Raw genomic sequence first — 26,217 nt, forward strand, 5'->3', positions numbered from 1 at the left:
GCAAGTCCAAGGCGATGAAACGCCTCAAAACGGGGAAAAGTTGCCCGAAATCGCCCTATTTCATTCAACGGTGCATAGTTCTGCGCCGCCGTTGCGCTGGGCTCGCTTGCCACGTAAATTTCGTCCCGTAAACGCTTGCCGAACCGCCAGTTTTGCCGTGCGGCAGGCTTCTCTGCAGCAGGCTACCAAACCAACCGAAGGGTCCACGCCGCGTGTCATGAGTGATCGTCTCGCCAACGGGTCTGGCAATACCGAGGCACCGCTTGCCGATATCGATGCTGCGACAAAGCGGCTGATGTCAGCGCTTGATGCGCTGGAGAGCTCGGTGGAGCGGCGCCGCGAGGCCGACCGCGACGAGAACGAATTGGCGAGCCGGATCCAGGCACTCGGCGCCGATCGCTCGCGGCTTGCCGACGAGCTCGACGGCTCGCTGGTGAAGACGCGCAAGCTCGAGCGCGCCAATCGCGAGATCGCGGAAAAGCTCGACGCGGCAATCGGCAGCATTCGCGCCGTGCTCGATGGCGGAGACAGCAGATGAGCCACATCAACGTCACCATCAATGGCCGGCAATACCGGATGGCCTGCGAGGAGGGCCAGGAGGTGCGGCTGCTGAAGCTCGCGGAAAATCTCCAGCAGCGCGTCGAATCGCTGCGCGGCAAGTTCGGCGAGATCGGCGATGCGCGGCTGACGGTGATGGCGGCGCTCACCGCCTGCGACGAACTGGTCGACGCCAGCGCACGCATCCGCAGCCTCGAGGAAGAGGTCGAGCAGCTGCGCAATGCGCGCGTTGCCGCCATCGACCGCGCCCGCGCGACCCAGACCGCGGTCTCCAACGCGCTCAACGCCGCCGCCGAGCGGATCGAGCGCACCACGCAGGTGCTCAACCGCACCATCGGCGGCGGCATCGCGATCGGGTGATATTCTTGGTCGTCCCGGCGAAGGCCGGGACCCATAACCACCATCGCCGATTGTTGCGCGTGGTATTGATCCTCACCGCCTAAATCGAACGGCCGCGGAGTATGGGTCCCGGCCTTCGCCGGGACGACGCCAAGTTCTTACCGCTGGCGGATTGCGGCAACGATGGCTACATTAGCCCCGCGAAGCTGCGTCGTGCGTCAGGAGCCATATATCCCCGGGGCCTTATCGATCCTTTAGGGAACTGTCCCTGGCCGGGTCCGTGGACCCGGACATATGGTGCCCACCTACTTTCGTAGGGAACTCCGGGATCGAGCGCTCCAACGGCCTCTGCGGCTTCGCACTGATTTTTGCTGTTGCCTTGTCGTCGCGCTGCGGCGGTTGAATTGTCTAGCAGTGTTGTGCCCCGCGATACGGGGCGTCCAGCGCGCCGCGGCGGTCTTACGAAAGCTCTGGCCTTAACGAAAGCTAGCGTCTCTGCAATGATGGATCGTCCGTTGTCGCGGACGACGACAGCGGAAGATGGATCATGCACGCATCTCCATCGAAGGCCGAGCTCCGGGCACTTGCTCTCGCCAAGCGCGATGCGCTGAGCGACGAGCAGCGCGCGACGGCTGCCGAAGCGCTCGCCAAGCGCGGCGCGCCGTTCGAGATCGCGCAGGGCATGATCGTCTCGGGCTATGCGCCGATCCGCAGCGAGCTCGATCCGGCGCCTTTGATGAAGAAGCTTGCCGACAAGGGCGCGCGGCTCGCGCTGCCCTGCATCAATGCGCGCGGCCAGTCGCTGATCTTCCGCAGCTGGTCGCCGCAGGACCGGCTGATGCTCGGGCCGCTCGGCATTCCCGAGCCGTCGCCGGCCGCCGCCGAGGTGCATCCGGACGTGATGCTGGTGCCGCTCGCGGCTTTCGACAAGCTCGGTCACCGCATCGGCTACGGCGCCGGCTATTACGACTATACCTTCGCGCATCTGCGCAAGGCCAAGCATGTGATCGGGGTCGGACTTGCCTTTGCTGCACAGGAAACCAAGGCGATTCCGGCGCTGTCGCACGACGTCCCGCTCGATTATGTGCTAACGGAGCGCAAGACGTTCGATTTCCGGAGTAGCTAGCCTTGCGAATTCTCTTCGTTGGTGACGTCGTCGGCAGGACCGGCCGCACCGCCATCGCCGACCACCTTCCCGGCATGATCAGGGACTGGTCGCTCGATCTCGTGGTCGTCAATGGCGAGAATTCCGCCGGCGGCTTCGGCATCACCGAGGCGATCTATCAGGAGCTGCTCGACGCCGGCGCCGATGCGATCACGCTCGGTAACCACGCCTGGAATCAGAAGGAGGCGCTGGTCTTCATCGAGCGCGCGCCGCGCCTGATCCGCCCGCTGAATTTTCCGCGCCATTCGCCCGGCCGCGGCGCCACGCTGGTCGATACCAAGAGCGGCAAGCGGGCGCTGGTCATCAACGCGATCGGCCGCGTCTTCATGGAGCCGTCCTCGAACGATCCGTTCAGCGCCATCGAGCGCGAGCTCGAGGCCTGCCCGCTGCGCGAGGGCTGTGACGCCATCGTGGTCGATTTCCATGCCGAGGCGACCAGCGAGAAGCAGGGCGTCGGCTTCTTCTGCGACGGCCGCGTCAGCCTCGTGGTCGGTACCCATACCCATGTGCCGACATCGGATCATCAGGTGCTGCCGGGCGGCACCGCCTACATGAGCGATGCCGGCATGACCGGCGACTATGACTCGGTGATCGGCATGCAGAAGGAGGAGCCGTTGCAGCGCTTCCTCACCGGCATTCCCTCCGGCCGTTTCGAGCCGGCCGGCGGCGTCGCAACGCTGAGCGGCGTCGCGGTCGAGACCGACGATGCGACCGGGCTTGCGGTGAAGGTCGCGCCGGTGCGCGCCGGCGGGCGGCTCGAGCCCGCGGTGCCGGGATTCTGGACGTAGTGAAGTCACCGTAGCCCGGAGCGCGGCGAAATCCGGGACCGGTCTTTGAGTTTGCGAGATTCCCGGATCGCGCTTCGCTTCATCCGGGCTACAAGCCATTTCGGAATAATAGAAGAGTACTTCTGAGTTGCCCGACGTGTCAAGTGCAGTGTCGAGCGCCGACAGCCGCCGGCTTACCTTGCATGGGGTTGTTTTCCATATTTTGGCATTGCATCCCCCGTCCCGGCCAAGGGGCTGGCCTAGCTCTGCCGGAAGCCCATCCGGAATGCGCCCCAGTGGCGGCCGTTCACGACGATCGGCGATGACAGGTCCTTCATCAGCACGAAATTGCCGCCGCCCATGTCGCGGCGATAGGTCTGCAGCAGGAACGGTTTTGTGTTGGCCGCGACCTTGCTCACCGCGCGGTCGTTGAACAGGCGGCGGTTGCGGCAATTGGCGTTGTTCCAGACCGGGTCCGGCCCCTGCGGCTGCCGGTAGTTCGGATTGTGGGTCGGCAGATAGCCGCTGCGCGCCCAGGCGACGCAGAACACGATGCGCGGGTCGCTCTTCTGGATCGGATCCTGGATCGCGGGCAGCACCCGGTCAGTAAAGGCGACGTAGTCGGTCAGATACTGCTTCGGATTGGTGCCGGCGATCTCGCGATAATTCTCGTCCATCAATTGCGCGAGCGTGATCTCGCCGCGCGCGACGGCAGTCTCGAACAGCTCCGAGATCTGCCTTGCGGTGTCGATCACGACGCGGATCAGCGGCGTATCACTGGTCTCCACGCCGCTGTCGGCGATGGTCACGATCAGGCTCTCGGAGAGCTCGAGCAGTTTCGCGACGCGGCTGTCGGCGTGCTTGAGGTCGCGCGAGGACAGATCGACGCCCTTGGCCAGCTCGTTCAGCTCCGCGATCACGCTGTCGCAATGGCCGAGATTGGAGGTCGCGGCGCGCGCCACGCTGCCGATCTCGGCGCCGACGGATGAAAAGCCTTCCTGCACGCGCATGATGATGCCCGAAATCTGCTGGGCGCCTTCGCCGGCGCTCTTGGCGCGCAATGAGGCATCGCTGCTCTCGCCGATCAGGCTGCCGATCTGGCCGTCGAGATCGCGCACGGTGTCGGAAATCTGATGCGTCGCCTGGCGGGTCGCTTCCGCAAGGTTCTTGACCTCGCTCGCGACCACGGCAAAGCCGCGGCCGGCATTGCCGGCGCGCGCCGCCTCGATGGTGGCGTTGAGCGCCAGCAGATTGGTCTGTTTGGCGATCGCCTCGATCGAACCGGAAACCTTGGCGACCTGGCTCAGCGCGGAGCCGACCGCGGCGAGCCGCGCCTCGATCCGTCCGACCGCTGCGACGAGCTCCGCGATGTGGCTGACCGCCGTCTCGACCACGTGGCGGGACTCCGCGATCTGGCCGACCGCGGCAGACGCGGTCGTTTGCACCGCCTGCGATGCGTTGGCGATGTCGTGATTGGCAGCGACCATCGTCTCGGCCGTCGTCTGCAAATGATGGAAGCGCTCGGACTGGCTGCTGACGCGGTTCGCGACCTCCTGGACATTGCCGGCGATGTCGGCGAGTTCCACCCCGAGGCCGCCGATGCGGTCGGCGAGCTGGTCCACCAGCCGCTCGGCCAGCGTTCGGTCCGATGACGTGTCCAGAACTGCAAGCTGCGCGGCCGACATATCGACGCTTCCTCCGTTACAGCGGCCTGTCGACCGCCGCACCATTCCCCATTCCAATCCTAAAGCGTGATTCGCGCTGCCGGTCTTGCCTGAGCGCGCACTGTGTAGCCCGGATGCAGCGCAGCGAAAATCCGGGGCTCCTGCCCGTGGAAACACGTGTCCCGGATCACGCTTCGCTTCATCCGGGCTACGAAGTGTTCAAAGCTTGTATGCAGTGCGGAATCCGCCCCAGTGCCGGCCGCGCACGCGGATCGGTACGTCGATCTCGCGCATCATCACCGTGTTGCCGCCTCCCATGTCGCGCGCATAGGTCTGGATCAGATAGGCGCGCTGGTTGCGGCCGGCGGCGAGACCCGCGGCATCGTTGAAGATGCGGCGGTTGCGGCTGTTGGCGGTGTTGTATGCCACATCGCCCGGCCGCTGCGGCTGCGAGTAGAGCTTGTTGTGGACGGGCAGATAGCCGTTCTGGTCGATCATCACGCAGAATGCCATTCGCTTGTCCCTGGCGAGGAACGCCTCCTGGAACGCCGGCAGCGTGCGCTCCGCCCAGTCCAGCATTTTGGTGCGGTACTGCACCGGATTGGTGCCTGCGATCTCGACATAGTCGGTGTCGAACATGTCGGCGATCGTGATCGCGCCGCTCGCCAGCCCGTTCTCGAACATCTTGCTCAGCGCGCTGCCGGCTTCGATCGCGCGGGTAACGAGTTCGGCGTTCTCCTCGTGGATCGCCCACATCCGGTCTTCGATTTTTTCGCGCAGCTCGGCGGTTGCCGCCTCGAAGCGGGCCTGGCTGCCTGCCTTGGAGCGCTCGCCGATCCGGATCCGGCATGCGCCGATCTCCTGCAAGGTCGCGTTCAGGGTCTCCTGCGCCGGCAGCTTCTCGGCATCGGCGCCGCCGATCAAAATGCCGTCCATCGCGATCTCGTAGACCGGTGCGGTGACGATGCCGCGCGCGGTCGTGATCTCGATCTTGAGGCTGCAAGGCAGGCGCTCGTTCTTGCGCGGATCGCCGCGCTCGTCCTGGCGCAGCAGCACCGCGCAACGCGCTTTCAGCTTCTGCGCGAATGCAGTCACCGCCTTGCCCGCCTTGGCAACATTGTCGCCATGCGCGGCGGCTTCGCGCGTTGCACTGTCGATCTCGCCAGCGCTGGTGCCGACCGAGACGATGAAGTGCGAGGCGGAGGCGGCGTTCTGGCCCATCTCGCCGGTGATTTCATTCTGCTCGGCGACCGCGCCGTTGACGTTCTCGAACACCGGGCGGATCTTTTCGATCGCCTGGGAGATGCGGTGCACCGCGTCGGCCGATCCGGTGGCGTCCTTCTGCAGCGCCTCGATCTTCCGCGTGATCTCCTCGGTCGCGCTCTGGGTCTGCACCGCCAGCGCCTTGACCTCGGTTGCGACCACCGCAAAGCCCTTGCCGGCGGCACCGGCGCGTGCCGCCTCGATGGTCGAGTTCAGCGCGAGCAGCGTGGTCTGCCGCGCGATCTGCGCGATCAGATTGACGACGTTGCCGATCGCGGCTGAAGACTCGCGCAGGCGATCGACATTGGCGGTGGCCTCGCGCGCCGCGGCCGCGGCGTCGTCGGCGAGTTGGCTCGCGCTGCGCACCTGCGCCCCGATGCCCTCGGCGGAGTGGGTGAAGCGGTCGGCGGCTTGCGAGAACGTCGTCGCGGTGCTCTGCGCATCGCTGCTGCGGCCGGTCAGCGCGTCGGTGCGGGTGCGGATGGTGGCGAGCTTGGCTGCCGTCGCCTCGGCGCCGTCGGCGACCGAGCTCGCGGCGCGTTCGAGCTGGCGGATCATCGCGCCGAGCTCGAGTTCCAGCAATTCCAGGATCTCCTTGGACGAATCCTTGGCCGAATCAGTCTCGGTCGAGACACCAGGGGCGGCGGCCACGATTGGAACCTGCGGCGCGTCGGCCGGCGTAGCCGGCTCCGGCACTTGCTTTCGAAACAAACCGAACGCCATGTGGGCTCTTTGGGGGCTCTGGAAAGTTGCGGCGGGACGGGGCGATCCTCGCATCCGGTCATGAAGTCATGGTTAACAAGTGCCTCATATTCCGGCTTGCGGTAGTATTCCTCCGCCGGAAGGCCCCGCCGATCCTTTGATTTTGACCGTGAGGGGCCTATAAGGCCGCGTTTTCCATCCCTGTTCAGACCCTAAGCTCCGAAGAGACGTCGCATGGCCGGCCATTCCCAATTCAAGAACATCATGCACCGCAAGGGCCGGCAGGATGCCCAGAAGTCGAAGCTTTTCGGCAAGCTGGCCCGCGAAATCACCGTGGCGGCCAAGCTCGGCACCCCCGACCCGGCGATGAATCCGCGGCTGCGCGCCGCCGTGGTCGCGGCCCGCGCCGAGAACATGCCCAAGGACAATATCGACCGCGCCATCAAAAAGGCTGCGGGCAATGAGGGCGAGAACTATGACGAGATCCGCTACGAGGGTTATGGCCCCGGCGGCGTCGCCGTGATCGTCGAGGCGCTGACCGACAACCGCAACCGCGCCGCCTCCGACATCCGCTCCTTCTTCACCAAGTCGGGCGGCAATCTCGGCGAAACCGGCTCGGTCGCCTTCATGTTCGACCGCACCGGCATCATCGAATACGACGCCAAGGTCGCCTCCGACGACGCCATGCTGGACGCCGCGATCGAGGCCGGCGCCGACGACGTGGTCTCCAGCGAAGGCGGCCATGAGGTCTACGCCTCGCAGGACACCTTCCACGAAGTGGCAAAAGCGCTGGAAGCGAAGTTCGGCGAGCCGCGCAAAGCGGCGCTGACCTGGAAACCGCAGAACACCGTCGCGGTCGACGACGAGACCGGCGAAAAGCTGCTGAAGCTGATGGACCTGCTCAACGAGCACGACGACGTGCAGAACGTGTTCGCCAATTTCGAGGTGTCCGACGCTCTGATCGCGAAGATGGGCGGCTAGTCGCTTGCACTGCTGTCATCGCCCGGCTGGACCGGGCGACCCGGTATTCCGGAGACCTGCCTTCGATCCGAGAAGCCGCGGCGTACTGGATCCCGCTCCCGTGCGCAATTGCGCACTAGGCGGGATGACGAGTGGGCCGAGTACAACGACCGCGGCAGGGGATGAGGCTCCGTTTGTGTTTCGTTCTCGCAGGCTAGGCGGTATCACTAGCCCATGACATCCCAGCCGATTCGCTCTCCCGTCCGCATCATCGGTATCGATCCGGGTCTCCGCCGCACCGGCTGGGGCGTGATCGAGACTGAAGGCAACCGTCTGGTCTACATCGCCTGTGGTTCGGTCGAGCCGCCGGACGATCTGCCGCTGGCGAGCCGGCTGCTCGCGATCCATGAGGGGCTCGCCGCCGTGCTCGGCGACTACAAGCCTGCGGAGGCGGCGGTCGAGCAGACCTTCGTCAACAAGGACGGCGTTGCCACGCTGAAGCTCGGCCAGGCGCGCGGCGTCGCCATGCTGGCGCCCGCAATGTTCGGTATCTCGGTCGCCGAATACGCGCCCAACCAGGTCAAGAAGACCGTGGTCGGCGCCGGACATGCCGAGAAGAACCAGATCCAGGTGATGTTGAAGATCCTGCTGCCGAAAGCCGAGCCGCCGTCCGCCGACGCCGCGGACGCGCTCGCGGTCGCGATTACCCACGCGCATCACCGCCAGAGCACCGCGCTGCGGCTCAGGGTGGCGAGCCTATGATCGGCAAGCTGAAGGGCCTGATCGATTCCTATGGCGAGGATTACGTGATCCTCGACGTCGGCGGCGTCGGCTATCAGGTGCACTGCGCGAGCCGCACGTTGCAGGCGTTGCCGTCGCCGGGCGGCGCCGCCGTGCTCTCGATCGAGACCTATGTCCGCGAGGATCAGATCAAACTGTTCGGCTTCCGCTCGGATCATGAGCGCGAATGGTTTCGCCTGCTGCAGACCGTGCAGGGGGTCGGCGCCAAGGTCGCGCTCGCGGTGCTCGGCACGCTGCCGCCGACCGATCTCGCTAATGCCATCGCGCTGCGCGACAAGGCGGCGGTGGCGCGGACGCCGGGGGTCGGGCCGAAGGTCGCCGAGCGTATCGTCAGCGAATTGAAGGACAAGGCGCCGGGCTTTGCCGATGTCGATCCCGCGGTGGTGCAACTGTCAGGCGCGATCGACAACAACCGCGCGCCGCGTCCGGTCACCGACGCGATCTCGGCGCTGGTCAATCTCGGCTACGGCCAGCCGCAGGCCGCCGCCGCCATCGCCACCGCCTCGCGCAGCGCCGGTGAGAAGGCCGAGACCGCGCAGCTGATCCGGCTCGGCCTGAAGGAATTGTCGAAGTGATCAGTGGATACCCGTGCCAGCCGTTCTTCACCTCTCCCCGCAAGAGCGGGGCGAGGGGGAACTACCAGCTTCGTGTTAGTCTCGCATCATGAATACGCCCTCGCGCATGGTCTCGCCCGAACGCCGCTCCGATGATGTCGGCGACACCGCGCTGCGGCCGCAGTCGCTGACGGAGTTCGTCGGCCAGGCTCAGGCGCGCAAGAATCTCTCGATCTTCATCGAGGCTGCGAAGAAGCGCGGCGAGGCGCTCGATCACGTGCTGTTCGTCGGTCCCCCCGGCCTCGGCAAGACCACGCTGGCGCAGATCGTCGCGCGCGAGCTCGGTGTCGGCTTTCGTGCCACCTCCGGCCCTGTCATCGCCAAGGCCGGCGATCTCGCGGCGCTGCTGACCAATCTCGAAGAGCGCGATGTGCTGTTCATCGACGAGATCCATCGCCTCAGCCCGGCGGTCGAGGAAGTGCTCTATCCCGCGATGGAGGATTTCCAGCTCGACCTGATCATCGGCGAAGGTCCCGCGGCGCGCTCGGTGAAAATCGAATTGTCGAAATTCACGCTGGTCGGCGCGACGACGCGCGCAGGCCTGCTCACCAATCCGTTGCGCGACCGCTTCGGCATTCCGATCCGGCTCAATTTCTACACCGAGGAAGAGCTCGAGAAGATCGTCACCCGCGGCGCCCGCGTGCTCAATATCGGCATGAGCCCGGATGGCGCCAACGAGATCGCGCGCCGCGCCCGCGGCACACCGCGCATCGCCGGCCGCCTGCTGCGCCGGGTGCGCGACTTTGCCTCCGCCGCCGACGCCGATTCCGTCGGCCGCGGCATCGCCGACCGGGCGCTGAGCGCGCTCGAGGTCGACAGCGCCGGGCTCGATGCGATGGACCGGCGCTATCTCACCACCATCGCCTTGAACTATGGCGGCGGGCCGGTCGGCGTCGAGACCATGGCGGCGGCGCTGTCGGAGCCGCGCGATGCGATCGAGGACATCATCGAGCCCTATCTGATCCAGTGCGGCTATCTGCAGCGCACCCCGCGGGGCCGGCTCCTGACCTCGCATGCCTTCCGCCATCTCGGCCTCGCCGAGCCGAACCGCGACCCCTCGCAGTTCGGCCTGTTCGGCGGCAATGGCGACGAGGACTGACGCAGGATCCGGAAGAGCGCGAAGCTGTTTTTCATGCTCAAACAACAGCCCTTCGCTCCCGAAGTCGTGAAGAGACGTGTTGATGCAGCGCATCGCACTTGCCGGTAACCTTGCCCGCTGACTATTGCGGCATCTCTGCAGGCCGTCTGCACAAACGCGGCCCAATTTCGCTCCAATCAAAGGGCCTATGATAACTCGGAGCGTTTTCGACAAGCGCCAGGCATCACCGATCACACGTCCATGATTTCACGTCGTCATTTTCTGCGCGGGTTCGGCGGATTGACCGCCGCCACCGCTTCGACCGCGGCCTATGGCTTGAGCGAGCCGGTCGTCCGCCTCGCGCTCACGCGCTACGATCTGTCGCCGCGGCAATGGCCGGCGGATTTTCCGCTCAAGATCGCCGCCCTCGCCGACATCCACGCCTGCGATCCCTGGATGTCTCTCGATCGCATCGCTGAGATCGTCGAGCGGACGAACGCCCTGAACCCCGACATCATCGTGCTGCTCGGCGACTATGTCGCGGGGCTGCGCCACGTGACGCGCTTCATTCCGGCCTCCGACTGGGCCGCGGTGCTGAAGGGCCTGAAGGCGCCGCTCGGCGTGCACGCCGTGCTCGGCAACCACGACTACTGGGAAGACAAGGCGGTACAGCGCTTGGGGCGCGGCATCCCGCTCGCGCGCCGTGCGCTGGAGGGGGCGGGGATTCCGGTCTACGAGAACGACGCGGTGCGGCTCGCCAAGGACGGCCGTCCGTTCTGGCTCGCCGGTCTCGGCGACCAGCTCGCCTTCATGGCGGCGCGGCCCTATCGCCAGGTCACGCGCATCGGCGTCGACGATCTCAACGCGACGCTTGCCAAGGTCATAGACGACGCGCCGGTGATCCTGCTCGCGCATGAGCCCGACGTCGCGCTCCGCGTGCCCTCGCGCGTCGCGCTGCAATTGTCCGGCCACACCCATGGCGGGCAGGTCCGGCTGCTCGGCTGGTCGCCGGCGGTGCCGGTGAAGCACGGCATGCGGCTCGCCTATGGCCATATCAAGCTGAAATGCGACGTCGTCGTCTCCGGCGGCCTCGGCTGCAGCATCATGCCGTTCCGTCTCGGCGTGCCGCCCGAGATCGTGCAGGTCACGCTTGGCGCAAAGGGACCGGTGGTGTCCTGATCGCGCTTGCGTGATCGCGCGATTTGCGCAACACGATTGGTCTTCTGAGGGCAATCGAGGGACCGCAATTGACCTTACCCCATATCGACGGCGCGATCCGCGATGGCCGACACCATATGCAGGTCCGTGTCTACTACGAAGACACCGATTTTTCCGGCATCGTCTATCACGCCAATTACCTGCGCTTCATGGAGCGGGGGCGCACCAATCATCTCCGCCTGATGGGCGCCGAGCAGCAGGCACTGTTCGATGAAGCGCAGGAGGAGACCGGCGGCTTCGCCTTTGTCGTGCGCTCGATGACGCTCGACTTCCTCAAGCCGGCGCGGATGGACGACGTGCTCGACGTCGTGACCTGGCCGATCGCGGTGAAGGGCGCCTCCATCCTGCTCGCGCAGGAGGTCAGGCGCGGTGATGACGTGCTTGTGAAGGCGCAGGTGCGCGTCGCCTTCGTCAGTCAGGGCAGGGCACAGCCGATTCCGAAGTCCATCCGTGCGCTGATGAAGGCCGATCTGGCTTAACTATGGGGAGATAGGAAAGGGCCTATCGACTCTTCATCCGGCGGCGATAGATTTGCGCGTGACAAAGCGCGATCAGATTGATCGCGTTTGTCTTCCATTTCGAGCATGATCTTTTCGGAAAACCGCTTCACACTTTTCCGGATCATGCTTCAACCGCGAGGGATCGCCGATGTCACGCCCGCCGCTGCCACCCTTCACCCGCGAGACCGCCGCGCAGAAAGCGCGCATGGCGGAGGACGCCTGGAATTCGCGCGACCCCGTTCGGGTCGCCGGCGCCTATACCGAGGACAGCCGCTGGCGCAACCGCTCCGAGGTGTTTCAGGGCCGCGAGGCGATCGTGGCCTTCCTGACCCGCAAATGGGAGAAGGAGCAGGAGTATCGCCTGATCAAGGATCTCTGGGCATTCGACGGCAACCGCATCGCGGTCCGCTTCCAGTACGAATGGCACGATGCCGGCGGCAACTGGTTTCGCTCCTACGGCAACGAGCAGTGGGAGTTCGACGGGCACGGCCTGATGCGCCGCCGCGAGGCCTCGATCAACGACATCGCGATCTCGGAGAAGGACCGCCGCTTCCATTGGCCGGCCCCGGGCCCGCGTCCGGCCGACGTGCCGGGCCTGGGGCCGGAGCCGTTCTGATCGGCTCGTAGCCCGGATGGAGCGGAGCGAAATCCGGGGCGGTCTCTCCTGTTGCAATACCCTTCCCGGATTGCGCTGCGAGGCTGAGCAAGTATTCAATCAGCTTCGAGCGGAGTAGAAATACATTCGTTGTCGCAGGCGCTGGCACGTAGAAAATTTCATCGCGGTGGCCGTGAGCGCCGCGCAAAAGAACTACGTTCTACGAGACCGCAGCTGTGCCGAATACTTGCCCAGCCTCTGCGCTCCATCCGGGCTAGGGTTCGGTTGTGCGGGCTCATCGAAAACGATTGCGAGTCTCGATGAGGATCGGTTTATTCTGGTCCGCGTTGCAACCTCACCGCGTCTGCCGGACCCCATTACATGCCAATTAAACGTTCTGCCACCGTTGCGCTCGCAGGCTTCCTCCTCGCGACCGTCTTCATAGCCGTTCCTGTCCAGCCAAGCGCAGCGAAGAATGAAATGCGCGGGGCCGATACTTGGGGGGCGATGTTCAGACATCAGCTCGAGAGGTGTTGGAGGAGACCTCCACGCGTCCGAAGCGATGCAGCAAGTATAAGGGTTGAGTTCATGATCGAGCTGACGCGAGAGGGCAAGCTCGATGGGCAACCTGTGGTGTTGTCAGGGAGCACGCCGGCCACATCAGACTATGCTCAGGCTTATCAAAACAGTGCGCTGCGAGCGATCACTGAATGCCAGCCGTACGCGTTGCCGGCGGCATACTACGATGAGTGGAAGAAATTCCAGCCGGTCTTCACGGACGTGCCGCCTCCTGCCACGGGAAAGGGGGAGCCTGCGGATGAGCTCTCCAACACCCGCAAGCTTTCGATTTGCCGAGGATGCTGACCGCGGCTTCCCTTCACCTCGCCCTGCTTGCGGGGAGAGGTCGGATCGCATCGCAAGATGCGATCCGGGTGAGGGGGTGCAGGTCTCACCGCGTTCGCACCTCGCGGAAGCGGCCCCTCACCCCAACCCTCTCCCCGTAAGAACGGGGAGAGGGAGAGAAGACTCTGCCTCCGTCGTAAGAAGCCCTACGCCGCAGCCTTATGCCGCGCGATCTCGGCCTTGTAGAGCTCGAACTCCTCGGCGATCGCCTTCGCGACCGAGGGACGGGCGCGCAGGCGTTCGTAATAGGCCTTCAGCGCCGGCCATTTCGCAAGCTCGATCGGCGGCGTTGCCATGGTCCAGTTGATGACGGTGACGAGATAGGCGTCGGCGACGCTGAAATGATCGAGCAGGTAGTCGCGGCCCTTCAGGTGGTCCTCGAGATAGTCGAGCCGCGAGACGTATTTCTCGAGCGCATAGGTCTTGGCCTCCGGCGGCGCCTTCTTGTCGAGCAGCGGCAGGAACAGGCCCTTGTGCAGCTCGGTGCCGATGAAGCACAGCCATTGATGCAGCTTTGAACGCTCGGCGTTCGACGCGGTGCCGATGCCGGCGCGCGGAAACTGGTCGGCGACATATTGCAGGATCGCGGCGTTCTCGGTCAGCACGACGCCGTCGTCGGTGCGCAGCGTCGGTACCAGCCCGAGCGGGTTGACCTTGTTGAAGTCGGAGCCGTCGTTGCGCACCGCCTTGGTCTTCGGGTCGACCTCGAGATAATTGGCCGGCTGGCCGGCTTCATAGAGCGCGACGCGGGTCGCCATCGAGCAGGCGAGGGGCGAGAAATAAAGGTCCATGGGTGCCTCCAGTGTCTGGCGCGGGTGTCCGGCCGTTGTTGATTTTTGTACTGTCTTGGATAATATTGATGGCGTCAAGGAATTAAATGCGAAATGGTACAAAAAAATAACAAGCCGCCGTCTGCTGCCAAAATCGCGGCGCCGGTCGCGCCGAAGCGCCGCGGGCGGCCGCGCGCCTACGAGCCCGATGTCGCGCTCGGCAAGGCGCTCGATCTGTTCCGGCGCGACGGCTTCGCCGCGACCTCGCTCGACGATCTGAGCGCGGCCACCGGCATGAACCGGCCGAGCCTGTATGGCGCGTTCGGCGACAAGCGTGAGCTCTACATCAAGAGCTACCAGCGCTATCGCGACGATGCGCGCGCAGCGATGGTCGACATCTTCCGCGCCGACGCGCCGCTGCGCGAGCGGCTCGAGCGCATCTATCGGATCGCGCTCGACATCTATCTCTCCGGCGAGTCCGGCCCGCGCGGTTGCTTCACTGTGATGACGGCTGCGTCGGAGGCGGTGTCGGATCCGGACATCCGCACCATGGTGGTCGAGGGCCTGACCGAGCTCGACAAGGCGTTCGGCATCTGCTTCCGCCATGCCAAGGAGCGCGGGGAGCTGCCTGACGGGACCGATCCGGCGTCGCTGGCGCATCTGGCCTCCGCCACCATCCACACTATCGCGATCCGCGCCCGTGCCCGCGTGCCGCGCAAGGAGCTCGAGGCGATCGTGAAGGGCGCCGTCGACGTGCTGTGCGGGGCGAAATAGCGGCGGGGAATTTTCTCGCGTAGCAAATGTCGGGCGCTGGCTTTCCCGCCCGTCTTCCGTAAGGTCTCCCCACTCACGGAAGCGGAACATCATGGGAAAAGTCAGGACTTCAGTATTCACGGTCTCGATCGACGGATTTGGCGCGGCGCTGAATCAGAGCCTCGAACATCCGTTCGGCGTCGGCGGCCTGGCGCTGCCCGCAGCCTGGTTCTTCGAGACGCGAACCTTTCGCGCGATGACCGGCCAGGACGGCGGCACCACCGGGCTCGACGACGAGATCGCCCGCAAGTCGATGGAGGGGATCGGCGCCTGGATCATGGGCCGCAACATGTTCGGCCCGATCCGCGGACCGTGGCCGGATCATGCCTGGAAGGGCTGGTGGGGCGACAATCCGCCGTACCACACGCCGGTGTTCGTGCTGACCCATCACGCGCGGCCGGACATCGAGATGGAAGGCGGCACCACGTTCCACTTCGTGACCGACGGCATGCTCGCCGCGCTGGAGCGGGCGCGCGCGGTTGCGGGCGACAAGGATATCCGCGTCGGCGGCGGCGTCTCGGTGGTGCGGCAATTTTTGCAGGCGCGCCTGCTCGACGAGCTGCAACTGGTGCTGCCGCCGGTTGTGCTCGGCTCCGGGGAGAGTTTGTTCGCGGGCCTCGATCTGCCCGCCCTCGGCTATGCCGTCGTCTCGCATGTCGCGAGCCCGCACGCGACCCACGTCACCTTCGCGCGCAAATCCTAGACCGCTCACGCCTGCGTCAGCAGCGTCACCTCAATTCCGGCATCCAGAAGGGCGTCGAGCTCGCCGACGACCGGCTCGCCGAACTCGTTGCCGGGATGGGCTGAGAAGCGGCCTCTCCCCTTGTCGTCCCGGCGAAAGCCGGGACCCATAACCACAGGACCTCGTTGTTGCGCAGGATGGTTTCCCCGCATGCCCCAATGAGGGGCCGCGGAGTATGGGTCCCGGCTTTCGCCGGGACGACACTCTGTGTTGGGTGACGGCGGTGCTAATACCCCCGCTTGCGGTCGACGAGGTTTTCCAGCGCGCCGCCGGCCTCGAAGCGCGCGATCTGCTGCGCGACATATTTCGAGATCTCGTCGGCGTCGGTGTCGGCGGCGTTGTGCGGCGTCAGCACCACCTTCGGGTGGCTCCAGAACGGGCTCGCTTCGGGCAGCGGCTCGGTCTCGAAGACGTCGAGCGAGGCGGCGCCCAGCGTGCCGTCATCGAGCGCGCGCAGGATGTCGGCCTCGTTCTGCAAGCCGCCGCGGCCGGCATTGATGATGACGGGCGCGCCAAGTGGGCTCTCGCGGTTCAGCTTCGCGAACGCGTTGCGGTTCAGCACATGCCTTGTGTCCGGCGTCAGCGGCAGCAGGCAGACCAGGATGTTGGTCTCGCGCAGGAATGCGTCGAGCCCGTCCGCGCCGTGATAGCAGGCGATGCCGTCGATCCGCTTCTCGCTGCGGCTCCAGCCGACGACGCGAAAGCCGAGCGCGCGCAGTGCCTGCGCCGAGGCGGCGCCGAGCGTGCCGAGCCCCATCACGCCGACGGTGATCGCGCTCGCCGCCCACTGATAGTCCGGAGCCCAGCGCTTCACCCGCTGCGACTCGCGCAGATAGAGCTCCTGGCGGTGATGCATCAGCACATGCAGCACGACATATTCGGTCATGCGGTCGGTGAGATCGGTGACCGCAACCCGCACCAGCGGCACGTCCGGCAGCGAGCGATCGGCCATCAGCGCGTCGACCCCGGCGCCGAGATTGAAGATGACGCGCAGGTTCCTGAACGCCGCGAGATCGCCCGGCTTCGGCTTCCACACCGCGGCGTAATGCACCTCGGCGGGATCGAGCGCGCTGTCCGGCAGCAGCACGACGCGGCGATCCGGGCAGACCGCGTCGAACCGCGCCTTCCAGCGCGCCGACGACCAGTTTTCCGAGCCGCCATTGATCAGCAGCGCGAGTGCGCCCTTACCCATCCCGATACCTCCAACATCAATGTGATGTATGTCACAGAGCGGGTCCGGCCCGCACTCATCTCCTGCCATCAACAGGGGAGAACTTCCATGCGCAAACTGATCCCGGTGTCGGCTTTCATCCTCGCTGCCGTCGCCACGGCCCACGCCGGTCAAAGCCGCGGCCTCGTGCTCGCAAACGCTGACGCGCCGGCGCAACCGGCCGTCGCTCCAGCGCAGGGCGAGGCCCGGGCGCCCCAAGCGCCGGCGCAGGCGCAACCCGTGGAGTCCCCGCGGCAGCAGGCGTCCCGGCCGGTGACGGGGAGCCACGTCCGCCATCGCGAGACCGATGAAGCCGAGGCGCACCGGATCGGCGCCCGCTACGGCGTCTATTGGTAACGCACGTTCATCCTCGCGGCGACGGCCTGACGCGCCGTCGCCGCGGCAAACATCCCGTCCGTCGAAGCTCGCGCTGGAGCCTCGATCAAAATCCATCGCCGGCATCCGGAACCTAAATTTCTTTCGCGCGCCCTGTCGGCAGCGGGCATAATCGTTCGTTCTTGCAATGAACGGAGATGCCTTTTCGATGCTGTACGCCATCCTCTGCTATCATGACGAAGACATGGTCGGCTCCTGGAGCAAGGAACACGACGCCTCCGTCATGCAGAAACTGTCCGTCGTGCAGGACAAGCTCGCCAAGCAGGGCAAGCTCGGCCCGGTGGCGCGGTTGTTGCCGACCACAGCGGCGACCACGCTGCGCAAGGAAAATCCGCCGCTGGTGCTGGACGGCCCGTTCGCCGAAACCAAGGAACAGCTGCTCGGCTTCTATCTGGTCGAGGGCAAGAACCTCGACGAGGTGCTCGACATCGCGCGCGACCTCGGCGAGGCCAATCCCGGCGGCACCTATGAGATCCGTCCGGTCGGCTACTTCAATCAGGGGGGTACCAAGGCGTGAGCGTGACCGACACCGCCTGGATCGATGCTGCGTTGACGTCCGCGCGTCCCCAGGCGGTCGGCGCCCTGCTGCGCTACTTCCGCAATCTCGACACCGCCGAGGAAGCGTTCCAGAACGCCTGCCTGCGGGCGCTCAAGAGCTGGCCGCAGAACGGCCCGCCGCGCGATCCCGCGGCATGGCTGATCATGGTCGGCCGCAACGTCGCGATCGATGAGGTCCGCCGCAACAAGAAGCAGCAGCCGCTGCCCGACGACGACCAGGCGATCTCCGACCTCGACGACGCCGAGGACGAGATCGCCGAGCGGCTCGACGGCTCGCACTACCGCGACGACATCCTGCGACTGCTCTTCATCTGCTGTCACAAGGATCTGCCGGCGACGCAGCAGATCGCGCTCGCGCTGCGCATCGTCTCAGGTCTCACGGTGAAGCAGATCGCGCGCGCCTTCCTGGTCTCGGAAGCCGCGATGGAGCAGCGCATCACGCGGGCCAAGGCGCGCGTCGCCGATGCCAACGTGCCGTTCGAGACGCCGGGTGCGGTCGAGCGCAGCGAGCGGCTCGCCTCGGTCGCGGCGATGATCTATCTGATCTTCAACGAGGGTTATTCGGCGAGCGGCGACACCGCCGAAATCCGCGCGCCGCTGTGCGAGGAGGCGATTCGCCTCGCCCGCCTGCTGCTGCGGCTGTTCCAGAGCGAGCCCGAGATCATGGGGCTGACGGCGCTATTGTTGCTGCAGCACGCTCGCGCCGAGGCGCGCTTCGACGCTGACGGCCAGGTGATCCTGCTCGACGACCAGGACCGCAGCCTGTGGAATCAGAAGCAGATCGCCGAGGGCCTCGCGCTGATCGACAAGGCGATGCGCCACCGCCGCAGCGGGCCGTATCAGGTGCAGGCCGCGATCGCAGCGCTGCACGCCCGTGCGGAAAAGCCCGAGGATACCGACTGGACTCAGATCGATCTGCTGTACGGCGCGCTCGAGGTCATGCAGCCGTCGCCGGTGATCACGCTCAACCGCGCCGTTGCAGTCTCCAAGGTGAAGGGGGCGGAAGCCGCGCTCGAGATGATCGAGCCCCTGGCGCCGCGGCTTGCCAACTACTTCCATTATTTCGGCGTGCGCGGCGCCTTCCTGATGCAGCTCGGCCGCAACGAGGAGGCCCGCATCGCCTTCGACCGCGCCATCGCGCTCGCCAACACCACCGCCGAAGCCGCCCACATCCGCATGCATATCGACCGCCTGATGCGCGACAGCCAGCCGCGCAACGCGAAGGCGGGGAAATAGTCGTCCAAGGTGTCGCGCGGCCGTCGAGCTCTGCCCTGAGCCCGTATCGCTTCCTCCCCGAAAGCGATGCTTCCCCCGAAGCCCCGATTGCCGCCCGGCGTCGAAACGACGCCGCTGCTGCGATTGCCTGCTTCCCTGCGGCGCACCTCCGCAGTAGCCTGCGTGAATTGCACACAAAACCATTGCCCGGAGAATGAAATGATTGATCGTCCGCTCGGCGAATCGGTGCATTCAGCGCAACGCAATCGCCAAATGAATCGCCGCGATCTCCTGTTGAACGGCAGCTCGGTCCTGGCCATGCTTGCGTTGGCCTCAATTGCGCCTGCGAACCCCACGTCTGCCGCCGCGCAATCGACCGCGCCGCGCCCGCACATCGTTTACATCGTCGCGGACGATCTCGGATGGAAGGACGTCGGATTTCACGGCTCCGACATCAAGACCCCAAATATCGACAAGCTTGCGCAGGACGGGGCCCGGCTCGAGCAATTCTACGTCCAGCCGATGTGCACCCCAACCCGCGCAGCATTGATGACCGGCCGTTATCCGTGCCGCTACGGCCTGCAAACCCTGGTCATTCCGACGCCCGCCAAATACGGATTGCCGACCGATGAATGGCTGCTGCCGCAGGCGCTCAAGGAAGCGGGCTACAGGACCGCCATGGTCGGCAAGTGGCATCTTGGGCACGCCGACCGCAAGTTCTGGCCGCGTCAACGCGGGTTTGATTACCACTATGGATCGATGGTGGGCGAGGTCGATTACTTCACCCATTCATCTGCAGATGTGCGCGACTGGTATCGCAACGACAAGCCGGTGAACGAGCCGGGCTACGTCACTCAATTGTGGGGTGCGGATGCAGTCGCGCAAATCGACGCCCATGATCCAAAGATACCGCTGTTTCTGTATCTAGCCTTTACCGCTCCGCACTCGCCTTACCAGGCTCCGAGGGAATACATCGACGGGTACCGGCACATCGAAGATCCGACGAGACGCACCTACGCCGCCATGATCACGTGCATGGACGACGAGATCGGCAAGCTGGTCTCCGCGCTCGAACGGAAGAAGATGCGCCAGAACACCTTGATCGTTTTCATGAGCGACAATGGCGGCAACCAGACCGCGCTCCTTGCCGGGGATGCGGACGTGTCGAAGCTGAAGCTGCCTGCCGACAACGGTCCTTTCCGCGGCGGAAAAGGCATGTTGTACGAAGGCGGGACGCGTGTCGCCGCATTCGCGAACTGGCCGGGGCAGATCAGCGCCGGCGAGGTGAGGGGAATGATGCACGTCGTCGACATGTTCCCGACGCTCGCGGGCCTCGCCGGCGCCAACCTCGCCAAGCCAGGCAAGGGAAAGCCGCTCGATGGGCTGGACGTCTGGGCCACCGTCAGCAAAGGCGCCCCCTCGCCCAGGCAGGAGGTGGTCTACAACATCGAGCCATTCCGCGGCGGTGTGCGCGCAGGTGACTGGAAGCTGATCTGGCGGACACCGCTCCCTTCGGCGATCGAGCTGTACAATATCCCGCAAGACCCGTCGGAAAAAACCAATCTGGCCGAAAGCAACCCTCAGAAGGTCAGGGAGCTGCAGTCCCGCATCGAACAACTCGCCAGGGAGAGCGCCAAGTCCCTGTTTCTTGCCGACGCGTTCGCGGCGGTCAAAGGGGCGGCTCACGGGCCGCCTTCGCTGCCCAACGAGCAAGCCTTTTTCACGCAAGGTGACTGAGGGCGAGGGGCTGCGGGGCCGACCCCGTTGAAGGGGCAAACCACATTGAATTTGGCCGGATGCCCGTGACTCGAGCTCCCGCACCGGGAGCCTCGATCATGCATTGCGACGATATGCAAAATCTTCACCGGGGTTGTCGGCCCCGTACTCCGCCGTTCGTCATGAAGGCAGAGAGCATCACCAAGCGTTACGGAGCCTGTCATGCCGACGATCGTCGACACCGAAGTCTCAAAGCCCGCCCGCATCACCGGACGCGTCATGAGCGGCGTGGTCGTCCTGTTCCTGCTGTTCGACGGCGCGATCAAGCTGGTGCCGTTGTCGGTCGTCACCGAGACCATGGACAGGATGGGCTTCGGCGCGAGCGATGCGTTGGCGCGCAGCCTCGGCATCATCACCATCGTCTGCACGCTGCTCTACTCGGTGCCGCCGACCTCGATCCTCGGCGCGATCCTGCTCACCGGCTATCTCGGCGGCGCGATCGCATCGCATGTGCGGATCGGCAGCCCGCTGTTCACCCACACATTGTTCGGGCTCTATCTCGGCCTGATGCTGTGGGGCGGGCTCTATCTGCGCGACGGCAATCTGCGCGCAATGCTTCCATTTCGCCGGTGAGCTTCTTGTTTGCCGCGTTTTCTTCACGCGAACCGGTACCCACTTCGCTTGAAAACGCTTCCGTTGTTCAATCCATCCTTGTGGAGACTGTCATGTTGGAGACCATTGTCATCATCGCGATTGTCCTCGGCGTCGCGATCGCCGTCATCCTCGTCCTCGCGGCGACCAAGCCGGGCACGCTCCGCGTCACGCGTGCGGTCAGCATCAACGCGCCGGCCGAGCGGATCTTTCCATTGATCGACGATTTCCATCAGTGGACGCTCTGGTCGCCCTACGAGAACCGGGATCCGGCCATGAAGCGCATCTATAGCGGCGCCGGGCGCGGGCAGGGTGCGGTCTACGCCTGGGACGGCAACAAGAATGTCGGCGCCGGCCGCATGGAGATCCTGCAATCTTCCGCGCCGTCGAAGATCGTCATCAAGCTCGACTTCATCAAGCCGTTCGAAGGCCACAACACCGCCGAGTTCACAATGCTGCCGCAGGGAGATGCGACCAGCGTCACATGGACCATGTATGGTCCGGCCGTCTTCATGTCGAAGGTGATGCAGGTGTTCATGAACCTGGATCGCATGATCGGCAGGGATTTCGAGGTCGGTCTCGCCAATCTGAAGAAGCTGACTGAAAAGTAGCGCGTTTTCGCGCGAAGTGGTTACCGGTTCGCGTCAAGAAAACGTGTCAAGATAACAATCCAGAGCCCTCGTTCCGATACCATCGGGACGAGGCTCGAATGACCCAAGGGAGCATGCGATGCAGGTCAACCCCTATCTCTCCTACGACGGCAATTGCGGCGCCGCGCTGAAATTCTACGAGAAGGTTCTCGGCGCCCGGATCGAGGAAACCTTCCCCTACGGCGAGGGCAGTGCGGAGATGCAGACGCCGCCCGGCTGGAAAGACAAGATCATGCACGCCCGCCTCACGATCGACGGCGAGATCATCATGGCGTCCGACGCCCCGCCCGGCCACTTCCAGAAGCCGCAGGGTTTTCACGTCGCGTTGCAGGTCGAGGATCCCGCGGAGGCCGAACGCCGCTTCAAGGCGCTGTCCGAGGGGGGCACGGTGACGATGCCGTTCGGCAAGACCTTCTTCTCCAACGGCTTCGGCATGTGCGTCGATCAGTTCGGCATCCCCTGGATGGTGAACTGCCCGCAGGGGATGTAAGCTGGCGCCTTATTCCGCCGGGCTCATTCCCTACCCGTCATGCTGAGGAGGCCGCGTAGCGGCCGTCTCGAAGCACAACGGCCCGGCTGGTGGCCGTGCATCCTTCGAGGCTCGCCCAGCGGTGCAAGTGCGCCGCAAGGCTCGCACCTCAGGATGACGGGATGGGAGCCGTAGTCCGGATGGAGCGCAGCGAAATCCGGGGCACCCAATCCGCGCAGGTGGTCCCCCGGATTGCGCTTCGCTTGATCCGAGCTACGATATTTTACAAGCTGCAAATCTCACCTGCACCGCGGATAGATCGCCGCGAGCTCGCGGCCGCGCAGCAATAGCAGGCGCGAGGTCAGGCCGCCGCGGCGGACGATCCAGCCGCGCACCGGCGCCGGATAGGCTTGCAGCACCGCGACGGACGCTTCCGGCTCGGCATACGTCCGGCCGCGCTGGTCGATCGAGCGCGCGGCGTGGAAGCCGAGCACGGCGCGCCGCGTCACGCAGATGCGGTCGCCCGGCACCATCGAGAGCACCAGGGTGCAGGCCGACAGGCAGGGCCCGTCGATCACGACGCGCTCGCCCGACTCGCGCACCTTGTCGAACAGTTCGATGAACGGGCCGACCTGCCCGCCGGGGCTGGCGAGGATACGAACATCGGCTTGCGCGCAGCTAACCGTTGCGCAGAGAGCTGCCGCCGCGACAAGTATTTTCATGCGCGCAATCCCTGCCACGATGCGATCGAGGTGCCGCCGCATCTGAAGCCGCAAGGCTCGCGCCGGAATGGGGCATCGTCAAGACCGATGTCCCGGTCGCGACAGCAGGTGGCTCAGGCCGCGCGGTTCTTGAGCGCCCCCACGATCGCAGTGAGCACGGCGCCGGCAACGCCGCCGCCGGCGACCTGGCCGATGATGCTGCCGATGTCAGGCGTCGCGCCGGAATTGGCGAGCAGCGGGATCAGCATGCCCAGAAGCTGTCCGCCTGCGCCGCCGCCGATGGCGCCTGCGATGGTGTTTCCGAGCGTGCCGAGATCGATGTTCTTGGCCGCTCCCGCCGCGACATTGCCGCCGACGGCTCCGCTGATGACTTGAATGATCAGATTGATGAGAACGCCCGACATGAGGTGATTTCTCCCCGGTATCTGGTTCAGCACGGCTGAGACGCCGGCCGGCGTCCCACCGCCGCGAAGGTTAGGCCTTGAGCGCGTAGAGGTCATGCTGCACACGCGAAGATTGCGGCCCGTGCCGACGCTATGCACCGGCTTTTTGAGGGAACCTTCCGGCTCTCCCGAGGGCCTCAGCCCGCGCCGGAGACGCCGGCCTCGGCAAAGGTCGCCATGCCGCCATGACAGGCGAGCGCCGCGCGCAACAGCAGGATCGCAACCCCCGCGCCGGAGCCTTCGCCGAGCCGCATGTTAAGATCGAGCAAGGGGGCGAGTTCGAGCTCGCGCAGCAATTCGCGGTGGCCGAGTTCGGCCGACACATGTCCGGCGCGGCAATGCGCGAGGCCGTCGGGTTGAAGCCGCGCTAGCGGCAGCACCGCGGCTGTCGCCACGAAGCCGTCGAGCAGCACCGGAATGCAGCGTGCGCGCGCCGCCAGCACGGCGCCCATGATCGCCGCGAGCTCGCGTCCGCCGAGCGACATCGCGGTGACGAGCGGATCGTCGATCGCGCCGCGATGCAGCTTGAGCGCCGCATCGATCGTGGTGCGCTTGCGTATCAGCCCGGCATCGTCGACGCCGGTGCCGCGGCCGGCCCAGCGCACGCCGCGCCCGCCCATCAAGGCGGCGCACAGCGTCGCGGCGACCGTGGTGTTGGCGATGCCCATCTCGCCGACCACGAGCAGATCGCATTGCTCGGGCACCGTGCGCCAGCCGGTATCGAGCGCGACGAGGAAATCGGCGGCGTCCATCGCCGGCCCGGTCGTGAAGTCGCGGGTCGGGCGCGCCAGCTCGAGCGGCTCGACGCGCAGCTCGGCACCGGCAAGCTTGGCGATCTGGTTGATCGCAGCGCCGCCGGCGGCGAAGTTCGCCACCATCTGCGCGGTGACCTCGGAGGGATAGGCTGAAACGCCGCGCTCGGCGATGCCGTGATTGCCGGCGAACACGGCGATCGTGACGTGATCGAGCCGGGGCATCTCGCGCCGCTGCCAGCGCGCCAGCCAGATCGCAACCTCTTCCAGGCGGCCGAGGCTTCCCGGCGGCTTGGTCAGGTTCTGCTGGCGCTGCGTGGCGGCCGCGGCACTGGCCTCGTCGCCCTGCGGCAGGTTGCGACAAAAGCCGCGGATGTCGTCTAGAGTACTGAACTGCATGCGATTCCCTCGTCGAGCGGGCCGCAAGCTAATGCATGATCCGGAAAAGTGTGAAGCGGTTTTCCTCGCGACAAATGCGTAGCATTTGCGCGGAGATCATGCCCTAACAGGAAGCTAAAGCGCGATGAGATCGAGCCCGATCTCGTCGCGCTTTAGCCCAATTTCCAGGCCTTCACCATGAATCAATGGCTCGACGAACTCAGGACCGCCACCGCCTTCCTGACCCGCCTGCCGATGCCGCATCCGGACGGCGCGCGGCCGGAGAGCTTTGCCCGGGCGCAGCGGCTGTTTCCCCTGGTCGGGGCCGCCATCGGGGCGGCGATCGGCCTGTTTTGCCTGCTGCTGCGGGCGATCGGTGTGCCGGATCTGGCCGCCGCCGCGCTCGCGCTCGGCGGCGGTGCGCTGCTCACCGGCGCGCTGCATGAGGACGGGCTCGCCGATGTCGCCGACGGGTTCGGCGGCGGCCGCGATGTTGCGGCCAAGCTCGAGATCATGCGCGACAGCCGGCTCGGCACCTATGGCGCGCTGGCGCTGGTGGTGAGCTTTGCCGCCAAGCTCGCGGCGCTGGCTGCACTTCCGAACGGATTTGTGGTGCAGGGCCTGATATCTGCGCACGCGCTGGGCCGCGGCGTGCTGCCATGGATCGCGATCAGCCTGCCTTATGCGCGCAAGGACGGGCTCGCCGCCAATGCCGGAAGGCCCGATGGGACAATTGCCGTGGTCGCGGCCGGCCTGGCGCTGCTGATCGCAGTCCTCGCCTTGCCGTTCGGCAGCGCGCTGCTGGCGGCGATCGCGGCCGGTGCGAGCGCACTGATCATGGTGCTCGTGGCAAAGCGGCAGATCGGCGGCCAGACCGGCGATGTGCTCGGCGGCGCCGAGCAGGTCGCGGAGACCGCGATCCTGGTGCTGCTTGCGGCGCGGTTAGGTTAGGGCGTCGATGGACAGTGAAACGCGTCTTTGGCTGATCCGCCACGCGCCGGTCGATGGCCCGCGCGGCGTGATCCATGCCCCCGATGCGCCCGCGGACCTCAGCGATGCCGCCGCGTTCGCAGCGTTGCAGGCGCGGCTGCCGGCTGAAGCCTTCGCGGTCTGCAGTCCGGCGCGGCGCACCCGCGAGACCGCAGCAAAGCTCGGCCTGACGGCAGCGGAGGACGACGCCTTTCGCGAGCAGGATTTTGGCGATTGGACCGGCCGGCGCCACCGCGAGATCGAAGCCGAGCTCGGCGCGGCCTATCGCGCATTCTGGCAATCGCCGGGCAGCAACCGGCCGCCGGGCGGCGAAAGCTTTGCCGATCAGATCGTGCGGGCGCGGGCAGGGCTCGCGCGTCTGCCGGCCGGCGACGTCGTGCTGGTCGTGCATTCGGGCACCATCCGCGCGATCGTTGCGATTGCCCTCGAGCTTGCGCCGGAGCTCGCGCTGCGCTTCGTCATCGATCCGCTGTCATTGACGCGGATCGACCGATTGGCCGATGCCTGGCGCGTGGTCGCGGTGAACGGGCGCTGAGCCAATTGCGCTAATGTAGTTCCGTCATCCTGAGGTGCGAGCGGAGCGAGCCCTCGAAGGATGAATCGGCCACCAGCCGG

The 26,217-nt window shown here is 65.7% G+C and carries 31 protein-coding genes and 1 other RNA gene; 24 read left to right on the forward strand and 8 right to left on the reverse strand.

Annotated features, from left to right (window positions below; genetic code table 11):
• The first annotated feature begins 217 nt into the window (after positions 1-217).
• The 5 genes from AC1VNY_RS22385 (at position 218) to AC1VNY_RS22405 (ending at position 2,850) form a co-directional block, all read left to right on the forward strand.
• Entirely contained in the window at positions 218-538 is a 321-nt protein-coding gene (locus AC1VNY_RS22385; protein ID WP_028343976.1) for a DUF4164 domain-containing protein, read from the forward strand.
• Positions 535-918 (forward strand): cell division protein ZapA, encoded by a 384-nt coding sequence (locus AC1VNY_RS22390; protein WP_028332812.1) that lies wholly within the window; start codon positions 535-537, stop codon positions 916-918. The genes AC1VNY_RS22385 and AC1VNY_RS22390 overlap by 4 nt, the downstream gene beginning before the upstream one ends.
• A gap of 179 nt (positions 919-1,097) precedes the next feature.
• Positions 1,098-1,258: non-coding RNA, 6S RNA (gene ssrS / locus AC1VNY_RS22395), on the forward strand.
• Between the two features lie 186 nt (positions 1,259-1,444).
• Positions 1,445-2,023 (forward strand): 5-formyltetrahydrofolate cyclo-ligase, encoded by a 579-nt coding sequence (locus tag AC1VNY_RS22400; protein ID WP_028343974.1) that lies wholly within the window; start codon positions 1,445-1,447, stop codon positions 2,021-2,023.
• Between the two features lie 2 nt (positions 2,024-2,025).
• Positions 2,026-2,850: a TIGR00282 family metallophosphoesterase gene (locus AC1VNY_RS22405; protein WP_482406795.1), complete on the forward strand. Its 825-nt coding sequence runs from the start codon at positions 2,026-2,028 to the stop codon at positions 2,848-2,850.
• Between the two features lie 239 nt (positions 2,851-3,089).
• Here AC1VNY_RS22405 and AC1VNY_RS22410 read toward each other — a convergent pair whose 3' ends face one another.
• Both AC1VNY_RS22410 and AC1VNY_RS22415 read right to left on the reverse strand, forming a co-directional pair.
• Positions 3,090-4,514, reverse strand: a complete 1,425-nt coding sequence (locus AC1VNY_RS22410; RefSeq protein ID WP_482406796.1) for a methyl-accepting chemotaxis protein — start codon at positions 4,512-4,514, stop codon at positions 3,090-3,092.
• A gap of 198 nt (positions 4,515-4,712) precedes the next feature.
• Entirely contained in the window at positions 4,713-6,479 is a 1,767-nt protein-coding gene (locus tag AC1VNY_RS22415; RefSeq protein ID WP_482406797.1) for a methyl-accepting chemotaxis protein, read from the reverse strand.
• A gap of 213 nt (positions 6,480-6,692) precedes the next feature.
• Between AC1VNY_RS22415 and AC1VNY_RS22420 the strand changes: the two genes are divergently transcribed.
• The 8 genes from AC1VNY_RS22420 to AC1VNY_RS22455 all read left to right on the forward strand — a co-directional run bounded on the left by AC1VNY_RS22420 (position 6,693) and on the right by AC1VNY_RS22455 (position 13,088).
• Positions 6,693-7,439 carry a YebC/PmpR family DNA-binding transcriptional regulator gene (locus AC1VNY_RS22420; protein ID WP_482406798.1) on the forward strand — a complete coding sequence of 249 codons (747 nt, stop codon included), beginning with the start codon at positions 6,693-6,695 and terminating at the stop codon, positions 7,437-7,439.
• Positions 7,440-7,652: 213 nt separating this feature from the next.
• Complete coding sequence (gene ruvC / locus AC1VNY_RS22425) at positions 7,653-8,180, forward strand: crossover junction endodeoxyribonuclease RuvC (RefSeq protein WP_028343970.1); 528 nt, start codon at positions 7,653-7,655, stop codon at positions 8,178-8,180.
• The gene (ruvA, locus tag AC1VNY_RS22430; RefSeq protein ID WP_482406799.1) at positions 8,177-8,794 is read left to right on the forward strand and encodes a Holliday junction branch migration protein RuvA; all 618 of its coding nucleotides are present in this window, start codon (positions 8,177-8,179) and stop codon (positions 8,792-8,794) included. Before ruvC ends, ruvA begins: the two co-directional genes overlap by 4 nt.
• Positions 8,795-8,882: 88 nt before the next feature.
• Positions 8,883-9,932, forward strand: coding sequence for a Holliday junction branch migration DNA helicase RuvB (gene ruvB / locus AC1VNY_RS22435; RefSeq protein ID WP_482406800.1), 1,050 nt, complete (start codon positions 8,883-8,885; stop codon positions 9,930-9,932).
• A gap of 240 nt (positions 9,933-10,172) precedes the next feature.
• Positions 10,173-11,090 carry a metallophosphoesterase gene (locus AC1VNY_RS22440; protein ID WP_482406801.1) on the forward strand — a complete coding sequence of 306 codons (918 nt, stop codon included), beginning with the start codon at positions 10,173-10,175 and terminating at the stop codon, positions 11,088-11,090.
• A gap of 116 nt (positions 11,091-11,206) precedes the next feature.
• A complete protein-coding gene (ybgC, locus tag AC1VNY_RS22445) occupies positions 11,207-11,608 on the forward strand; it encodes a tol-pal system-associated acyl-CoA thioesterase (protein ID WP_482406822.1) in 402 nt (133 codons plus the stop codon).
• Positions 11,609-11,777: 169 nt separating this feature from the next.
• On the forward strand, positions 11,778-12,245 hold the full coding sequence (locus AC1VNY_RS22450) for a nuclear transport factor 2 family protein (protein WP_482406802.1): 468 nt from the start codon (positions 11,778-11,780) through the stop codon (positions 12,243-12,245).
• Between the two features lie 567 nt (positions 12,246-12,812).
• Positions 12,813-13,088: a hypothetical protein gene (locus AC1VNY_RS22455; RefSeq protein WP_482406803.1), complete on the forward strand. Its 276-nt coding sequence runs from the start codon at positions 12,813-12,815 to the stop codon at positions 13,086-13,088.
• A 185-nt stretch (positions 13,089-13,273) separates the two neighbouring features.
• On the opposite strand, the gene AC1VNY_RS22460 is transcribed toward AC1VNY_RS22455, so the two are convergent.
• Positions 13,274-13,918 carry a glutathione binding-like protein gene (locus tag AC1VNY_RS22460; protein WP_168859035.1) on the reverse strand — a complete coding sequence of 215 codons (645 nt, stop codon included), beginning with the start codon at positions 13,916-13,918 and terminating at the stop codon, positions 13,274-13,276.
• A 93-nt stretch (positions 13,919-14,011) separates the two neighbouring features.
• Here AC1VNY_RS22460 and AC1VNY_RS22465 point away from each other — a divergent pair, with 93 nt between their 5' ends.
• Entirely contained in the window at positions 14,012-14,671 is a 660-nt protein-coding gene (locus tag AC1VNY_RS22465) for a TetR/AcrR family transcriptional regulator (RefSeq protein WP_482406804.1), read from the forward strand.
• A gap of 91 nt (positions 14,672-14,762) precedes the next feature.
• On the forward strand, positions 14,763-15,413 hold the full coding sequence (locus tag AC1VNY_RS22470; RefSeq protein ID WP_482406805.1) for a dihydrofolate reductase family protein: 651 nt from the start codon (positions 14,763-14,765) through the stop codon (positions 15,411-15,413).
• Positions 15,414-15,418: 5 nt separating this feature from the next.
• On the opposite strand, the gene AC1VNY_RS22475 is transcribed toward AC1VNY_RS22470, so the two are convergent.
• Positions 15,419-15,568: a hypothetical protein gene (locus AC1VNY_RS22475; RefSeq protein ID WP_304498576.1), complete on the reverse strand. Its 150-nt coding sequence runs from the start codon at positions 15,566-15,568 to the stop codon at positions 15,419-15,421.
• A 110-nt stretch (positions 15,569-15,678) separates the two neighbouring features.
• Positions 15,679-16,644 carry a 2-hydroxyacid dehydrogenase gene (locus tag AC1VNY_RS22480; protein WP_482406806.1) on the reverse strand — a complete coding sequence of 322 codons (966 nt, stop codon included), beginning with the start codon at positions 16,642-16,644 and terminating at the stop codon, positions 15,679-15,681.
• An 87-nt stretch (positions 16,645-16,731) separates the two neighbouring features.
• Between AC1VNY_RS22480 and AC1VNY_RS22485 the strand changes: the two genes are divergently transcribed.
• From AC1VNY_RS22485 to AC1VNY_RS22515, 7 genes are all read left to right on the forward strand, one after another.
• A complete protein-coding gene (locus AC1VNY_RS22485) occupies positions 16,732-17,019 on the forward strand; it encodes a hypothetical protein (protein WP_482406807.1) in 288 nt (95 codons plus the stop codon).
• A 187-nt stretch (positions 17,020-17,206) separates the two neighbouring features.
• Complete coding sequence (locus AC1VNY_RS22490; protein WP_028332829.1) at positions 17,207-17,575, forward strand: YciI family protein; 369 nt, start codon at positions 17,207-17,209, stop codon at positions 17,573-17,575.
• Positions 17,572-18,852 (forward strand): RNA polymerase sigma factor, encoded by a 1,281-nt coding sequence (locus tag AC1VNY_RS22495; protein ID WP_482406808.1) that lies wholly within the window; start codon positions 17,572-17,574, stop codon positions 18,850-18,852. The genes AC1VNY_RS22490 and AC1VNY_RS22495 overlap by 4 nt, the downstream gene beginning before the upstream one ends.
• Before the next feature lie 198 nt (positions 18,853-19,050).
• A complete protein-coding gene (locus AC1VNY_RS22500) occupies positions 19,051-20,568 on the forward strand; it encodes an arylsulfatase B (protein ID WP_482406809.1) in 1,518 nt (505 codons plus the stop codon).
• A 201-nt stretch (positions 20,569-20,769) separates the two neighbouring features.
• Positions 20,770-21,180, forward strand: a complete 411-nt coding sequence (locus tag AC1VNY_RS22505) for a DoxX family protein (RefSeq protein ID WP_051002956.1) — start codon at positions 20,770-20,772, stop codon at positions 21,178-21,180.
• A 92-nt stretch (positions 21,181-21,272) separates the two neighbouring features.
• The gene (locus tag AC1VNY_RS22510) at positions 21,273-21,809 is read left to right on the forward strand and encodes an SRPBCC family protein (protein ID WP_482406810.1); all 537 of its coding nucleotides are present in this window, start codon (positions 21,273-21,275) and stop codon (positions 21,807-21,809) included.
• A gap of 118 nt (positions 21,810-21,927) precedes the next feature.
• Positions 21,928-22,338 (forward strand): VOC family protein, encoded by a 411-nt coding sequence (locus AC1VNY_RS22515; RefSeq protein ID WP_225163972.1) that lies wholly within the window; start codon positions 21,928-21,930, stop codon positions 22,336-22,338.
• Positions 22,339-22,616: 278 nt separating this feature from the next.
• On the opposite strand, the gene AC1VNY_RS22520 is transcribed toward AC1VNY_RS22515, so the two are convergent.
• The 3 genes from AC1VNY_RS22520 to cobT all read right to left on the reverse strand — a co-directional run bounded on the left by AC1VNY_RS22520 (position 22,617) and on the right by cobT (position 24,633).
• Positions 22,617-23,039, reverse strand: coding sequence for a hypothetical protein (locus tag AC1VNY_RS22520; protein ID WP_482406811.1), 423 nt, complete (start codon positions 23,037-23,039; stop codon positions 22,617-22,619).
• Between the two features lie 113 nt (positions 23,040-23,152).
• Positions 23,153-23,443: a hypothetical protein gene (locus AC1VNY_RS22525; protein WP_016842535.1), complete on the reverse strand. Its 291-nt coding sequence runs from the start codon at positions 23,441-23,443 to the stop codon at positions 23,153-23,155.
• 176 nt (positions 23,444-23,619) lie between these two features.
• On the reverse strand, positions 23,620-24,633 hold the full coding sequence (gene cobT, locus AC1VNY_RS22530) for a nicotinate-nucleotide--dimethylbenzimidazole phosphoribosyltransferase (protein ID WP_482406812.1): 1,014 nt from the start codon (positions 24,631-24,633) through the stop codon (positions 23,620-23,622).
• A 177-nt stretch (positions 24,634-24,810) separates the two neighbouring features.
• Here cobT and cobS point away from each other — a divergent pair, with 177 nt between their 5' ends.
• Both cobS and AC1VNY_RS22540 read left to right on the forward strand, forming a co-directional pair.
• Positions 24,811-25,563 (forward strand): adenosylcobinamide-GDP ribazoletransferase, encoded by a 753-nt coding sequence (gene cobS, locus AC1VNY_RS22535; RefSeq protein ID WP_482406813.1) that lies wholly within the window; start codon positions 24,811-24,813, stop codon positions 25,561-25,563.
• A 7-nt stretch (positions 25,564-25,570) separates the two neighbouring features.
• Positions 25,571-26,137 carry a histidine phosphatase family protein gene (locus tag AC1VNY_RS22540; RefSeq protein WP_482406814.1) on the forward strand — a complete coding sequence of 189 codons (567 nt, stop codon included), beginning with the start codon at positions 25,571-25,573 and terminating at the stop codon, positions 26,135-26,137.
• Positions 26,138-26,217: the final 80 nt, after the last annotated feature.

The organism is Bradyrhizobium ferriligni (assembly GCF_056837965.1).

What these genes read in the sequence shown, in the direction of transcription:
- AC1VNY_RS22385 (WP_028343976.1), top strand. Translation starts at nt 218, where the DNA reads ATGAGTGATCGTCTCGCCAACGGGTCTGGCAATACCGAGGCACCGCTT.
- AC1VNY_RS22390 (WP_028332812.1), top strand. Translation starts at nt 535, where the DNA reads ATGAGCCACATCAACGTCACCATCAATGGCCGGCAATACCGGATGGCC.
- AC1VNY_RS22400 (WP_028343974.1), top strand. Translation starts at nt 1,445, where the DNA reads ATGCACGCATCTCCATCGAAGGCCGAGCTCCGGGCACTTGCTCTCGCC.
- AC1VNY_RS22410 (WP_482406796.1), bottom strand. Translation starts at nt 4,514, where the DNA reads ATGTCGGCCGCGCAGCTTGCAGTTCTGGACACGTCATCGGACCGAACG.
- AC1VNY_RS22415 (WP_482406797.1), bottom strand. Translation starts at nt 6,479, where the DNA reads ATGGCGTTCGGTTTGTTTCGAAAGCAAGTGCCGGAGCCGGCTACGCCG.
- AC1VNY_RS22420 (WP_482406798.1), top strand. Translation starts at nt 6,693, where the DNA reads ATGGCCGGCCATTCCCAATTCAAGAACATCATGCACCGCAAGGGCCGG.
- ruvC (WP_028343970.1), top strand. Translation starts at nt 7,653, where the DNA reads ATGACATCCCAGCCGATTCGCTCTCCCGTCCGCATCATCGGTATCGAT.
- ruvA (WP_482406799.1), top strand. Translation starts at nt 8,177, where the DNA reads ATGATCGGCAAGCTGAAGGGCCTGATCGATTCCTATGGCGAGGATTAC.
- ruvB (WP_482406800.1), top strand. Translation starts at nt 8,883, where the DNA reads ATGAATACGCCCTCGCGCATGGTCTCGCCCGAACGCCGCTCCGATGAT.
- AC1VNY_RS22440 (WP_482406801.1), top strand. Translation starts at nt 10,173, where the DNA reads ATGATTTCACGTCGTCATTTTCTGCGCGGGTTCGGCGGATTGACCGCC.
- ybgC (WP_482406822.1), top strand. Translation starts at nt 11,207, where the DNA reads ATGCAGGTCCGTGTCTACTACGAAGACACCGATTTTTCCGGCATCGTC.
- AC1VNY_RS22450 (WP_482406802.1), top strand. Translation starts at nt 11,778, where the DNA reads ATGTCACGCCCGCCGCTGCCACCCTTCACCCGCGAGACCGCCGCGCAG.
- AC1VNY_RS22455 (WP_482406803.1), top strand. Translation starts at nt 12,813, where the DNA reads ATGATCGAGCTGACGCGAGAGGGCAAGCTCGATGGGCAACCTGTGGTG.
- AC1VNY_RS22460 (WP_168859035.1), bottom strand. Translation starts at nt 13,918, where the DNA reads ATGGACCTTTATTTCTCGCCCCTCGCCTGCTCGATGGCGACCCGCGTC.
- AC1VNY_RS22465 (WP_482406804.1), top strand. Translation starts at nt 14,012, where the DNA reads ATGGTACAAAAAAATAACAAGCCGCCGTCTGCTGCCAAAATCGCGGCG.
- AC1VNY_RS22470 (WP_482406805.1), top strand. Translation starts at nt 14,763, where the DNA reads ATGGGAAAAGTCAGGACTTCAGTATTCACGGTCTCGATCGACGGATTT.
- AC1VNY_RS22480 (WP_482406806.1), bottom strand. Translation starts at nt 16,644, where the DNA reads ATGGGTAAGGGCGCACTCGCGCTGCTGATCAATGGCGGCTCGGAAAAC.
- AC1VNY_RS22485 (WP_482406807.1), top strand. Translation starts at nt 16,732, where the DNA reads ATGCGCAAACTGATCCCGGTGTCGGCTTTCATCCTCGCTGCCGTCGCC.
- AC1VNY_RS22490 (WP_028332829.1), top strand. Translation starts at nt 17,207, where the DNA reads ATGCTGTACGCCATCCTCTGCTATCATGACGAAGACATGGTCGGCTCC.
- AC1VNY_RS22500 (WP_482406809.1), top strand. Translation starts at nt 19,051, where the DNA reads ATGATTGATCGTCCGCTCGGCGAATCGGTGCATTCAGCGCAACGCAAT.
- AC1VNY_RS22505 (WP_051002956.1), top strand. Translation starts at nt 20,770, where the DNA reads ATGCCGACGATCGTCGACACCGAAGTCTCAAAGCCCGCCCGCATCACC.
- AC1VNY_RS22510 (WP_482406810.1), top strand. Translation starts at nt 21,273, where the DNA reads ATGTTGGAGACCATTGTCATCATCGCGATTGTCCTCGGCGTCGCGATC.
- AC1VNY_RS22515 (WP_225163972.1), top strand. Translation starts at nt 21,928, where the DNA reads ATGCAGGTCAACCCCTATCTCTCCTACGACGGCAATTGCGGCGCCGCG.
- AC1VNY_RS22520 (WP_482406811.1), bottom strand. Translation starts at nt 23,039, where the DNA reads ATGAAAATACTTGTCGCGGCGGCAGCTCTCTGCGCAACGGTTAGCTGC.
- AC1VNY_RS22525 (WP_016842535.1), bottom strand. Translation starts at nt 23,443, where the DNA reads ATGTCGGGCGTTCTCATCAATCTGATCATTCAAGTCATCAGCGGAGCC.
- cobT (WP_482406812.1), bottom strand. Translation starts at nt 24,633, where the DNA reads ATGCAGTTCAGTACTCTAGACGACATCCGCGGCTTTTGTCGCAACCTG.
- cobS (WP_482406813.1), top strand. Translation starts at nt 24,811, where the DNA reads ATGAATCAATGGCTCGACGAACTCAGGACCGCCACCGCCTTCCTGACC.
- AC1VNY_RS22540 (WP_482406814.1), top strand. Translation starts at nt 25,571, where the DNA reads ATGGACAGTGAAACGCGTCTTTGGCTGATCCGCCACGCGCCGGTCGAT.